Origin of the sequence: Planococcus sp. ISL-110, assembly GCF_018613575.1 — a bacterium.
In the GTDB taxonomy this organism is placed as follows: domain Bacteria; phylum Bacillota; class Bacilli; order Bacillales_A; family Planococcaceae; genus Planococcus.
In genome coordinates this window covers 1-13,413 of the sequence record NZ_JAGGPX010000007.1, presented here as the reverse complement: position 1 = coordinate 13,413, position 13,413 = coordinate 1, and the positions used below count along the sequence as shown (strand labels likewise).

9 protein-coding genes are annotated in these 13,413 nt (G+C 36.3%); 7 read left to right on the top strand and 2 right to left on the bottom strand.

Annotated features, from left to right (window positions below; genetic code table 11):
• Window positions 1-174: 174 nt before the first annotated feature.
• Window positions 175-720, top strand: coding sequence for a hypothetical protein (locus tag J7I83_RS03885; protein ID WP_215099373.1), 546 nt, complete (start codon window positions 175-177; stop codon window positions 718-720).
• Between the two features lie 89 nt (window positions 721-809).
• Here J7I83_RS03885 and J7I83_RS03880 read toward each other — a convergent pair whose 3' ends face one another.
• The gene (locus J7I83_RS03880; RefSeq protein ID WP_215099372.1) at window positions 810-1,430 is read right to left on the bottom strand and encodes a hypothetical protein; all 621 of its coding nucleotides are present in this window, start codon (window positions 1,428-1,430) and stop codon (window positions 810-812) included.
• A 75-nt stretch (window positions 1,431-1,505) separates the two neighbouring features.
• On the opposite strand from J7I83_RS03880, the gene J7I83_RS03875 reads away from it, so the two are divergent.
• Window positions 1,506-2,825: a short-chain fatty acid transporter gene (locus J7I83_RS03875; protein ID WP_215099371.1), complete on the top strand. Its 1,320-nt coding sequence runs from the start codon at window positions 1,506-1,508 to the stop codon at window positions 2,823-2,825.
• Between the two features lie 306 nt (window positions 2,826-3,131).
• The gene (locus J7I83_RS03870) at window positions 3,132-3,824 is read left to right on the top strand and encodes an Ltp family lipoprotein (RefSeq protein WP_215099370.1); all 693 of its coding nucleotides are present in this window, start codon (window positions 3,132-3,134) and stop codon (window positions 3,822-3,824) included.
• 298 nt (window positions 3,825-4,122) lie between these two features.
• On the opposite strand, the gene J7I83_RS03865 is transcribed toward J7I83_RS03870, so the two are convergent.
• The gene (locus J7I83_RS03865) at window positions 4,123-4,395 is read right to left on the bottom strand and encodes a hypothetical protein (protein WP_215099369.1); all 273 of its coding nucleotides are present in this window, start codon (window positions 4,393-4,395) and stop codon (window positions 4,123-4,125) included.
• 192 nt (window positions 4,396-4,587) lie between these two features.
• Between J7I83_RS03865 and J7I83_RS03860 the strand changes: the two genes are divergently transcribed.
• The 4 genes from J7I83_RS03860 (at window position 4,588) to J7I83_RS03845 (ending at window position 13,106) form a co-directional block, all read left to right on the top strand.
• Complete coding sequence (locus J7I83_RS03860; RefSeq protein ID WP_215099368.1) at window positions 4,588-6,426, top strand: DUF2075 domain-containing protein; 1,839 nt, start codon at window positions 4,588-4,590, stop codon at window positions 6,424-6,426.
• A 30-nt stretch (window positions 6,427-6,456) separates the two neighbouring features.
• Window positions 6,457-9,030: a GmrSD restriction endonuclease domain-containing protein gene (locus J7I83_RS03855; RefSeq protein WP_215099367.1), complete on the top strand. Its 2,574-nt coding sequence runs from the start codon at window positions 6,457-6,459 to the stop codon at window positions 9,028-9,030.
• A gap of 358 nt (window positions 9,031-9,388) precedes the next feature.
• Window positions 9,389-11,299 (top strand): McrB family protein, encoded by a 1,911-nt coding sequence (locus J7I83_RS03850; RefSeq protein ID WP_215099366.1) that lies wholly within the window; start codon window positions 9,389-9,391, stop codon window positions 11,297-11,299.
• Window positions 11,283-13,106, top strand: a complete 1,824-nt coding sequence (locus J7I83_RS03845; RefSeq protein WP_215099365.1) for a nuclease domain-containing protein — start codon at window positions 11,283-11,285, stop codon at window positions 13,104-13,106. The genes J7I83_RS03850 and J7I83_RS03845 overlap by 17 nt, the downstream gene beginning before the upstream one ends.
• Window positions 13,107-13,413: the final 307 nt, after the last annotated feature.

Here is a 13,413-nt window from a genome sequence, read left to right as displayed (position 1 = left end):
CAAAATTGTTGGATACTAATCTGACGATGGAGATGCCGTTCACATGGGCTTTTCTATTGGTTATCGAAATGGTTCCGGGAAATTCATAAGCTCTCAAGCAGGAAAACAGACTCCGTTTATCGAATGTACAGCTAACTTATTTATTCGGAATAAAGGAAAGGAGAGGCGGGACCGATGAAGAAGGTTGGAAAGCTCCTTTGCATGAGCGCTGCATTGATGCTGTTGGCGGGCTGCGGGGAAGAAGATGCGCCGATCATGGATCCTTCAAGAGAATGGAAGGATCCGGAGGACAACATACCAGCAATTGAAGAAGAAGCGGAGATGGAAGAGGGAGATGCCTTGTCCGAGTATTCCAGCGAGCAGATTGAATACGCCAGAGTGTGGCTGCAGCTTGGGCCAAACGAAGAGATAGACAGCTTGTACGTCCAGCAAATCCCGGCAGGCACACCGTTCAATCCGGACGATGACACGAGCGCTGCTTATCCGGAACCTGTTATCCAACTGGCGGGACCGCGTTTGGTGGATGGATCTGTTACTTACAGCAGCAATGGAGATGGCACGATCAACGTATACAATGTGCCATTGCGCTGGGACGGTGAGTATCCTGCGGGCGAGGAGTTCTACAACGACATCATTGAAGATACGGAGCTGGTGATGCTCAATCCGGGGGAGGACGAGAAAGTGATCCAGTTGATTGAGTTGTTGGAGGTTCAGGAGTGAGTGGATGGATCTTAATAATAGAAGAAAAAAAGATTGGACAGAGTTATCTGTCCAATCTTTTTTAAATTGATGAAGCGAGATTCCTTTTATTACTGAGGCAGCTGAACTTTCTCAACCGGAGCAAAACCCTGCGTCTTCCTGAATTTCATATTGTGCTGGAAGTTGACCATAGAATCTGAACAATCGATGGCTTCGAAGTTCAGGCTGCTCAATGTAGCTTTATCAAAACGAACAGAAAGAACCGGGAGGATATCGGTTTTGCCGGTTTTCGTCAGAGTCTTTTGTTCAGTAGGGACGACGTTTTTCGAATGGACATTAAATTCAACTTCAAGTGTTTTGGGATCTTCGGTAATGAATTCAAAACCACTTCCGAATTCCAGCAGGTCATCCAGCGGTGATAGCTCTTCGATGACTTGCAGGTAGGCATCCGTATCCTGCTGCAGAATGCGGTTTGCCAGGCGGGTGGTACGAATGAGTTCTTTCGATTCTTCACTGTCTTTTTCTCTTGCTAAAGACACTTCCTGGCGTAATTTCTCTTCTTCTTTCTCCGCAGTCTTCAGCAGCTTTTGAATCATAGAAGGCTTAAATGAATTCAGTTTTTCTTGTGCTTCTAGCTCGTGAAATCCGGTTTCTTTTAGGTGATTTGAGTAGCGCCCAATGAATAGGAAGAAAATAAAGAAAAGATCCGATGAATAATCAAATTTTTTCAATTTTTATGCATGAAAGAGGAAATATGAGGTAGCATAAGACAGGTAGTGAGAAAGCAAACAAAGGGGTGGCAGAAGATGAAAGGAATTATCCGCTTTTCCAATAATTTGATGGAAAGATATTTACCGGATCCATTTTTATTCGTCATTATTTTGACGGTGGTGGTGTTCGGACTGGGCTTGGGGTTGACCGGTTCCACACCTGTTGAAATGGTGGCATTTTGGGGTGAAGGATTCTGGGCCTTGTTAGCGTTCTCCATGCAGATGGTGCTGGTACTGGTTACCGGATTTGTTTTGGCGAGCAGCCCGATTTTCAAAAAGGGGCTGGGGAAACTGGCGAGCTTTGCGAAGTCGCCGGGCAGCGCGATTATTTGGGTCACCTTGGTGTCACTTGCCGCAAGCTGGATCAACTGGGGATTTGGTTTGGTTATCGGTGCGTTATTTGCGAAAGAGTTGGCGAAGCGGGTCGAGCATGTCGATTACCGGCTGTTGATTGCAAGCGCTTACTCTGGATTTATCATTTGGCATGCCGGATTCTCGGGTTCGATTCCGCTGTCGATTGCGACAGACGGACACCCGTTTATGGATCAAATCGGCATTATTCCGACCGGAGAAACGATTTTTGCCAGCTATAATTTGATTATCATTGCGGCGTTAGTTATTATTCTTCCGTTATTAAACCGTTTGATGATGCCGAAAAAAGAAGAAACTGTGGTTGTTGATCCGAAAGTGCTAGTGGAACCAGAAGTCGAGGAACAAGCAGCGAAAGCGGACAGGACTCCGGCAGAGCGGTTGGAAAACAGCTGGATTTTATCTGTGGTCATTGGTGTACTGGGGATTTCGTTTATCGCTTATTACTTTATTCAAAACGGCTTTGCCTTAACACTTGACCTGGTTAACTTTATGTTCTTGTTCCTCGGCATCCTTTTCCACGGGACGCCTCGAAAGTATTTGATTGCGGTTCAAGAAGCGGTCAAAGGAGCGGGCGGCATCATCATCCAGTTCCCATTTTATGCGGGAATCATGGGGATGATGACAGCATCCGGTTTGGCAGTAGTCATCTCGGATGCGTTCGTCAGCATTTCAACAGAACAGACCTTCCCGCTTTTCGCATTCTTGAGTGCAGGGCTCGTCAACTTCTTTGTCCCTTCAGGGGGCGGACAGTGGGCAGTTCAAGCACCGATTATGCTGGAAGCTGCAGAAATGCTCGGCAGCGATCCAGCGAAAGTAGCGATGGCTGTTGCATGGGGAGACGCCTGGACGAACATGATCCAGCCTTTCTGGGCATTACCAGCACTGGCAATCGCCGGCCTCAAAGCCAAAGACATCATGGGCTTTTGCCTGATCGTGTTGTTTGTCAGTGGCGTGGTGATTGGGCTTGGGTTGTTGTTCTTGTAAATAAAACCGATAATTTCGGCCTTGCCTGTTTTGCGGCAAGGCCGTTTTTTGTTGTTGGAATAAAATAAGTCTATGCAGGGAACGATAGATTTCAGGCATATCTTGAAAATGGATTTATGAAACTTAATTAAACAAGCGCTATATAAAGCCACTGAATATTGTGGTATATTAGCATTTATATAGTTCAAATGAAATAGTCTTGTAGGAGATAAAGACCTATTAATATGTGTAAATAGTTTACTGGAATCTCGGATTTAATAAAATAATCAATATCAAATCTTCACTATCTGAAAGGGGCGTGTACTTATGGGGAAAAGTAAAAAGGTATTATCGGCTGCTGGACTAATTGTTCTTTTAAGCGGTTGTGGACAAGAGGCTGTTGAGACAGACGAACCTGTGATTGAAACGGCAGAAGTTGATGCTGCAGAGACAGAAAAAGCTGAAACAGAAGAGAAAGCGAAAGCTGAAGCTGAAGCAAAAAAGAAGGCTGAAACAGAAGCAGCAGAAAAAGCTGAAGCAGAAGCCAAGGCAATAGCAGAAGCAGAACGTCAAGCCGCAGAAAATGCTGGATCAGCTTCACAACAACAAGCGGTAGGAATGGCTGAAGATTATATAGCGTATACTGCGTTTTCGCAAAGTGGACTCGTCGAGCAATTGGAATTCGAAGGTTTTGATAACGCCGATGCAACTTACGCTGTAGAGCAAATCGATGTAAATTGGAGCGAACAGGCAGTGAAATCGGCTGAAGATTATATATCGTACACTGCGTTTTCGCAAAGTGGATTGGTCGAACAATTGGAATTTGAAGGTTTTAGTAACGCCGATGCAACCTACGCAGTAGGTGAAATAACGGTGGACTGGAGCGAACAAGCCGTACTAGCAGCCGAAAACTATATCGAGTACACTTCTTTTTCAAGATCCGGATTGATTGAACAATTGCAGTTTGAAGGGTTCAGTAATGCGGATGCAACTTATGCAGTGGATGCATTAGGGCTTTAGTAAAAACAATCAAAGGTTTTAGAATAAGCAGTTGCTGTCTTCGAGTTGCGCCGTCTAATCTAATAGCTTAAATCAAATAAAAACAAGTTTAAGACCGCTAAATAACTTTGTTATTAGCGGTCTTTTCGATGCCGTAAATTAATGATTTTGAAATCGGGCCGTTGCTCCAAAAAAATTCAAAACATCAACATTCTAAGCTATTCCAAATATTGATAAGTTTTTATGCTAACAAAATCTCCAAGCAGTGTTCATGCTTGGAGGTTTCTTTAGCTTGAAGACGAAAACCCACGATTCACCATCAGCAAATTGTCGCCTCACCCATCTCGATTTCGCCACTCTGCCCATCCACGTAATCCACGCCCCATTCGCAATTCCCGTCGTTTTCCCATTCAACTACATACCGGCCGCGCTCATAGCTGATCGAAATGATTTCCATTGTTCCAAACGAATTCGTATGGTGCTGCTCGACAATCGCTTCTGCCTCAGCTTCAGTGATTTCAGGATCTGATTGGGAGCATCCGCTGAGAATCAAGAAGAATGTAATTAAAACGATAGATTTAGTGCTTTTCATGTCATTCACCCCTTAGCAGGTAGACGGACATAGAAGAAATAAGGTTACATAGAAATTTAGAATCAATAAAAAAGTAGATATAAAAGAGAAAAATGATAAAAATGTAAAAATATTTCGTTAATTTAACTAATAACAGTTAAATAATGTTAATATATTTGTATTGAATATCCATATTTAGAGAGGAGCACCCCCATGATTATCTACAACGAAAGCTCTTCAAAATTCATCAACCACGTGCTGGAACAGCGCATTGAATCTGTGCTCCTTGAAAAAGTCCAGGAGAAGATGAACCATTCCGTATCCCCAAGCGAAATCCGTTCGTGGACCAACTCCTTGCCAGAAATGGCAAAGATCCTGCGCGATGCCGATTTGAAAGAAGGCACTCACGTGCTGCTGGAATACAAGTTGCCTTCAACTGAAAAGCGTATTGATTTCCTGATTACCGGTGAAGACAAGACTGGCCAGCAAAACGCAGTCATCATCGAACTGAAGCAATGGCAGAAATCGCAGCTGGCTGAAGGAGATGGCATTGTCAGAACTTACCTGGGTGGCCGGGAACGCGAAACCGTACACCCATCCTATCAATCGCTGTCCTATAAACGCTATCTCGAGAATTTCAATGAAGCCTTATACGAAGATACATCCATCAGCTTGAGCTCCTGTGCTTATCTGCATAATTACATCCCGAACAAACTGGCAGAGCCTTTGCTCAATGAACGCTATACGAACTACGTCGAGCAGTCGCCGATCTATTTCCAATTTGATGACCTGTTGCTGCGGAAGCGAATCAATGATGCGGTCTCTGAAGGGAAAGGTACAGACATCGCCCGGAAAATTGAAGAAGGGCGTATCCGTCCCTCCAAGAAGCTGGTCGAAGCCGTCAATTCCTTATTTGAAGGAAACGAGGAATTCATTCTCCTCGATGAACAAAAGGTCGCTTATGAGAAAGTACTGTCCATCTATAACAGCATGGAACTGGAAACGGACCAAAAGCATACGATCCTCATCAAAGGCGGACCAGGAACCGGAAAATCGGTCATCGGCTTGAACTTGATGAACTTCCTGTTGGGCGAAGAAGCAACAATTGAGTACATTACGCCGAACCAATCGTTCCGCGAAATCCTCCGGAAGAAACTGATCGGCCGGAGCGGCTTTGTGGAAATTCGCAGCCTGTTCAAAGGTTCAGCATCGTATGTGGAAACACCTGCGAATTACTATGACGTCCTGGTCTGTGACGAAGCTCATCGACTGAAGAATCAAGGACATATGAAACGCAAAATCGAAGGCGAAAACCAGGCCACTCAAATCATTCGCTCCAGCAGAGTCAGCGTATTCTTTATCGACGATGAGCAGGTTATTTCGAATAAAGACATCGGCCGCTTTAATCTATTGAAAGAAGAAGCCGAAAAGCAGAACTCCACAGTCCATGTCGTCGAACTCGATTCACAGTTCCGCTGCGCCGGTTCAGGAAATTATCTGGAGTGGCTCGACAATGTTCTTTATGACCGGAAGCAGGACATCCAGCTGGACGGTGACTTCGACTTCCAAGTCGTCGACTCCCCGCATGAACTTTACGAGAAGGTAGTCAAAGAAAAATGCGGCAGGCTGCTCGCAGGCTATGCATGGGAATGGAACACCAAAAGAATTAATGGAGAGTTGCCGAAAGATGTGGTGGTCGAGGTTCATGACTTCGCCATGCCGTGGAACGATCCAGCACGCATCGACTGGGCCATCCATCCGGAAGGCTCCGAACAAATCGGCTGCATCCACACTGTTCAAGGACTTGAAATGGAATACGTCGGCGTCATCATCGGCAATGATTTGACCTATAATCCAGAAACTCAATCCATTGAAGTAAAGCGAGAGAACTTTAAAGATAAAGGCGCCAGACCGGCGAAGCCGAAAGGGAAGTACGAGGTTGATCCGCTTGATCAGTTGGTGAGGAATACTTATAAGACGTTGATGACTCGAGGGATGAAGGGTTGTTATGTTTATTGTATGGATGAAGAATTAAGAAGTTTATTGTTGTAGGTATTTTTTTATTAAATAGGGGGAAATGAAATGGCAGATTTATTTTTGAAGGATGAGGAAATAAAAGAAATTTTTAAAAATCATATAAAAATAGACTCAAAAGTAATGTCTATAGAGACTTTATTCGCTAATGAACGGAGGACAAGAAGCACTGTATTTGATCCTTATTATCAAAGGAATTATGTATGGGATACTGACAAGGCTTCTTATTTTATTGAAAGTATACTTCTGGGAACTGAAATACCTCCTCTTGTTTTTTTTAATACAGGGAAAAATATTGAAGTGATTGATGGAAGACAACGTTTTGAAACAATTAAAAGATTTAAGGATAATAGATTTCATCTAACTAAAAATGGACTAAACATTTTTAAGGATTTACAAAAAATGAGTTTTGAAGATTTTGACGTCAGTCTGCAAGATGTATTTTGGGATACGAAATTAAGGATAATCGAATTTAGTATTGTAAATGAACCCACTTTAGATTATAGAAAAGAGGATCAGATAAAAAAAGAGATATTTAGAAGATATAACTCAGGGATAACACCTTTAAAAAATGCAGAGATTGAAAAAGCTATTTATATAAATGATGATACAACTACGTTCTTCAAAAAGAAATTCAAAGAAGGAGAAAAAGATTATATAGACTTTTTAGATTTATTTTTTTCTGAAAGAGAAAAAGAACTGAGTAAGAAAGGAATAACTCTTGAAAAAGCTATGTCAAAAGTAAGGGTATTTTTAGTTTTGCATAATATACCAATAAATTATTATAGTACTTCCAAAGGAAGAAAAGAATTAATTCAAAGATTCTTTGAAAGTCTTAGTGAAAATACACAAGACGTTGAAGATTTATATAATAGCTTTTTTAATAAAATAGAAACATTAATAGATATAAAAAATCACTTGTCTGATAAAAAAATTGAGCATAATAAGTTAGTATTTGAATGCTTATTTTGGGCATTCACTATTTTAGAGCAAGAAGGCATAAATTTAGAAGAAGTAAATGATAAAGAAGTTAAAGGGAAATTAATTGCATTCATTGGAGAAAATATAAATATTTATACAACTGAAAATAGTCATTTCTATAAGGAAATGAAAGAAAGATATTCAGGAACAGCATCATTTTTTGAAGATATATTTAAAGTGAATTTTGATATATATATGAGAAATAATATAGTAACTCAAAAGAAGCTAAAAACTATTATGAATAATTCCTCTGATACTCAACAGATTATAGAGGTGTTTGAAAGTTTGAGGTTAAATAAACCTGATGCAAGTTCTACTACTATAGATGATATATGTAGACTTATGAACAGAAAACGTTTTTTAGTCAGGCCTTCATACCAAAGAGGTGAGTCAATAAATCAAATGAAATCCTCTGCTATAATCGAAAGTATACTGCTGGGCATAAATTTGCCTCCCATATTTATTTATAAAAGATTAGATGGAATATTAGAAGTAGTAGACGGTCAACAACGACTTTTATCAATTTTAGGATTTATTGGAGAGGAATTCTTAGATGAAAACAGTGAATTGACAAGATCAGAAAAAAATAACTATAAACTTGGCAAATTAAGAATTTTAGATGAACTAAATGGTAAATCCTACACAGATTTAAACGACGTATTAAAAGAAAAAATATTGGATTTCAATTTATCCTTAGTGACAATAGATGCTAAAATTAATCCGCAATTTGATCCTATTGATTTATTTATCCGGTTAAATAACAAACCTTATCCGATTAGAGAAAATACATTTGAAATGTGGAATTCATATGTTGATCATGAAATCGTTAGTAAGATTAAACAGGTAGTTAAAAAAAATGAAAATTGGTTTTATTCTAAACAGAAGAATACAAGAATGGAAAATGAAGAATTAATAACGACTTTAGCTTATTTTGAATATAAGGAAACTTATCCAGATACAAATGATGATTTAGATATCTATCAGAGAACTGATAAAATTAATTTTCGAGTAAAATCCAAAGTTGAAATAACAAAGATTTTAAACTTAGCATCTGAACAAGATGAAGTTAAAAAGAATTTTTTGAAAAGTATCAGTGAGGTAGAAAAATTTCTAAAAAAACTTAAAATTTTACTAGTAGACAAGGATCTAACCGAAGAAGTAGATGAGTATTTAAAAGATGAACTAACGAAACTATTCTATCTGCAACATACTAAAAGTGCTAGAAGAACCCTACAATCTTTTTATGCTCTTTGGAGCGTGTTTTCGAAAATTCCCTATGAAATGGTAAAATTAAATCGAATAAAAATTAAAGAAGAAATCTCAAGTTTATTTAAATATACTAAATCACTTCCATTAGAAGATCAGAATGGAATTGGTATAAAGAAGTATCAAAAAATGGTTCTAGAACTTTGGGATACTTATAAAGTCGATGACAGGAAAATTATTTTAACTGTTGAAGAGAAACAAAATATGCTGAAGAAACAACAAAACTCCTGTTCACTTTGTGGAGGCTTGCTATTTATTTCTGATGACCTAGAGGTAGATCATAGAATTCCTTTAGGAATTGGAGGAAGAGACAAGTTTTTAAATTTACAACTTGCTCATAAAGACTGTAATAGAAAGAAAGGTGTCAAGTCTTGAACTGATCCCCATATGATAGATAATTTAAAAGAGTGAACTCATTTTGAACTGCACTCCAGTTGTTAAAAATCGCGTTCCTGGGAAAGAAACAATTCTAAACGATTTTGACAATACACTAAAATCTTTATTTTATGCATGTAAACACCTACTGCAACAATATTTTAGACGTTTTTTTTCATCGATATAAATTGTTTGGTATTTCTCTCGCTCCTTGGGAAGTGAGATGATAAGCAGAGGTGCAATAAATAATGAGAACAGAAGAAGAGATCGAGCAATAGTTGATCGGTACACAGGGACCATTTGATAATCTGAATTTTATGGTTAGTATAATAGAATTTTATTAAAAGGAGATTTATTAATGGAGTTGAATATATATTTAGTTGGAGCTTTAGCAGAAGAAAAGAAGCTAAAAGAATATCATCCTAACCTACTACCAGTTAAACAAACACTTCAATTCAATCAATTTCAGTTCTTTTTAGATATATTAAATATTGATGATATTCCTTTAGAACATCAAAAACTATTTAAAAACAAGTTTGTAGCAGGTTATGAGAATAATATTAGGGATTCTCAATGGGAGAAGTTTTCGGAAGGCCATACATTTTTTAAGGAGGAAATTTTTAGTGAGTTTGCTTCGAAAAAATTATTTATATTCAAACCTTATATTGATGAAAACAATTATGGTGAAAAAAATATTAAAATTTCAAAAAATACATTAAAAATTATTGATCGTCCTAAAGGGATTTCTGGAAATGCAATTGGTAGTTTAGTTACAATTCCAATTTTTAATGATTATAATCAATATGCGTTTGAAAAAAAATTGTTAGAGTCAAAAGCTATTGGTAATTATAGTTTTCTGGAAAAAATTACAACCTCATGTTTGGTTTCTGGAGATTTCTTATATGGTGAATTTAAAGATTTTGAAAAGTTAAATGATGGTTGGCATGTTACCCCAGAAGATACAATTAAAAAGATTCCGTTAGATTTTGGAGAATACCGAGATATCATGATTATTGAATCACATGCTATTTATATTGATTATGATTACTTCCATGAAATTATTCTGGGAGAAGGTTTGGCAAAGCTAGGTCAAATAGTGAGTCTCGATAAAAAAATCAAATTAAAGGATATTAAAGAAGATCCTATTGAAGAATATGAGGAAGATCTTTATTCTGAAAGTGATTACTTAGAAAGTTTGTTTACTAATTTAAAACAAAATGGATTAATTTTTGAAAAGAAGCATGTTATTAATTTTCATACAGCTTTAAAAACGAGAAGATTAGTGATTTTAAGTGGTTCTTCTGGTACGGGTAAATCTCAATTAGTTTATAACTATGCTCAATCTTTAGGTTTAGTTAATAAGGACACTCACCAGTTTAAAATGATTCCAGTTAAGCCAAACTGGAAGGATGATTCGGACTTAATTGGTTTTTTAGATACTATTAATAATATTTATAGACCATCAGAATCGGGGTTAGTGGACACGCTATTAGAGGCGAAAAGTAATCGCGACAAATTATATTTAATTTGTTTCGACGAAATGAACTTAGCAAAAGTAGAACATTATTTTTCTCAGTTTTTGAGTGTTTTAGAATTAGAGGGAACTGAGAGGAAAATTTCTTTATACAGCAAAAATTTAGTGGGGCGAGTGTTAAACGGTGAACAGTACCCATACGAAATCCCAATATTATCCAATGTTTTGTTTGTAGGTACAATTAATATTGATGAGACAACAGAAACCCTGTCTGATAAAGTTTTAGATAGAAGCAATTATATTGAATTTAATATTCCAGCAAATCATATTAACAATTGGGTTCATACTTTAAACTCCCTATCAGTAGAAACGGCAGTTAGAGAAAATAAGAACGAGAAAAAAATTGTTGATTATTATCATTTCGACAATTGGTCGAATAATAAAAAAGAAATAAAATTACTCGATAAAGAAATTGAAGTACTAAACAACATTAATCGTTTATTAATTAAAATTGATTCTTCGAAAGGAATTGGTTTCAGAGTATTAGACCACATTAATTCGTATATGTTAAATTTGCCTTTGAACAATTCTCTTAAAAGAGAGGAAGCGTTTGATTTGCAAATTTCACAAAAAATCATTCCTAAAATTAGAGGCACTGTGGAAGAGCTCGAATTTATATTGCAAAATTCGGAAGAAGATATTTTGAGTGTTCTTAATGAAGAGGAATTTAAAGTCACGACTGCGTCTTTGAAACGTAAGATAAGAGAGTTGAACTTATATGGATATACTTACTAAAGATTTACCATTTAAAGTTGAATTTGTAGTTTATAGATCTGAAAAAGAAATTAAGCAAATTATTCAACTTCCCAAATTTTCATTAAATGCAGATGTGGGCTTTATCGAAGATTTGAATTTACTGGAGTATGATAGTCTTTCAGTTAGATTTTTAAGTGATAAAGATGAGGAAGATAATAATAAAACTAAATTATACATGGATTGTTTCGAATATATTGACGAGATTCAGGAACCAATTGAAATTGATGAAAGTGGTTTTGAATATATAACACCAAATAACGAGACGATGATTCATAGGCACTTTAACAATGATGTAGGTTATCCGTTAATTCCAGGAATATACAAAATTAAAGTATATTGGAATGGAAAGGATTATTATAGCCAGATTCTAATAAAACCAAATAATTTAGAAATTATAGAACATAATCAAATGATTCGTGAAATAGAGTCACACGCTAAAGGGTTAGCAAGAGACTGGATAAAAAAAAATAATTCAATAGATATATTAAAAGATGTTAATTCAATTGATCCTACATTTATCGATCTTGCTGCCATTTTGATTAAGAGGGAAAAAATTATAAAAAAGGCAATGCACGTTATTCTCAATAGACCTTTTACAAAATTAGAGAAGAGCTATGCAATAGTATCAGTTACTAAAAGTAGAAAGATGGACAATAAATCTTTACGTCTTAGTCAAATTAAAAATAGCTCTTCATTATATAATTTGAGATCTTTTAATGATGGAGAAATTTATTCTTATACAATGACAGATAATTATAGTAACAATGTAAATTACTATTTGATTAAAATTATTAATGATTTCCAAAGGATATTAAAAATGGCTAGTGTTAGCACTGTTGAACTCAAAAAGTACTTGGAACTGGAATTAATTCAACTAAAAAGATACAAAAAAGAATATAGTGTTGGGGACCATATAAAAATTTCTAGTAGAGAAAAACAATTGCTTAAAGTTGGAGAATTCGAAAAATCTATAGATTTACTTAATCGAATGTTAATTAATTCTATAAATAGTTCCTTTTTAAAAAATATAAAAGTTCCCCAAAAAATTATTCTTTCTCAACAGCTTATTAAGACACCTGGATACAATATTTTTTATAAAGTACATAAGTTAATCAATGGGGGATTAGATAACCAAATAGAGGACATGTATGATTATACTTGGAAGTCATCTGAAGTTCTCTATGAATACTGGTGCTTTATTAAAATTATTGAAATGCTAAAAGAATTAGAATATGAGCCTGAATCTGGTTGGATATTTAATCTTTCCTCTGAAGAACATAAAATTTCAATACCTGCAATTCCAGACAATACATTTGTTGTTTTTGAAAAAGAAAATATTGTTTTGAAATTAATCTTCAACTCGGCAATGGGGAAGTCTCCTGAAAAAGCTGATAAATTAAACTCTCCTTATTGGACTAGATCTAATAGAAACAAACCCGATTTTCGACTTGATATTTACAAGGATAAAATTTTTATGAAAACAATAATATTAGATTCTAAATATAGTCCAGCAAATCGCGTGTGGAATAAAAAGTATGTTAATAGTGCAAGCCCTAGTAAAGTAGTTGAACAATTCAAAATGTATGTAAATATGGTTATAAAAGTTAATACTAGGAATGAACATGTTGTGGATGAGGTTATAGCATTATGTCCAACAAATATTGAAAATAATAAAATATTAGAACATGATTATAATCATTTGGTTACTATCGCCACCTTAAAACCAGGCATGAAAAATGATTTTTTGTGTGAAAGACTAGAAAAGCTAATTGTAGGTATTATTTAAGTAAGTTTTTTAGAAAACTGTTTCCCTATGTCAAATATAATTCAGGTTATACACTAAAAACCGCCTCCTTGTGTTGAACACAATTGAAGATATACATTAATACTGCATACGATATTTGACAAACTCAACAGTAAATAGAATTACCGGTAAATATTCATAACTAAGTGGTATACAGGGAGAATCTGAGGGTGCTGGAAAGCGGAAAGGCAAAGGGGAATATTTCTGTTTAATTTTACAGTAGCCACTGCTCTGATAACTGTGTCGCATATAAGGGGAAGTTCTTGAAAAATCGCGCCCCTGGGAAAGA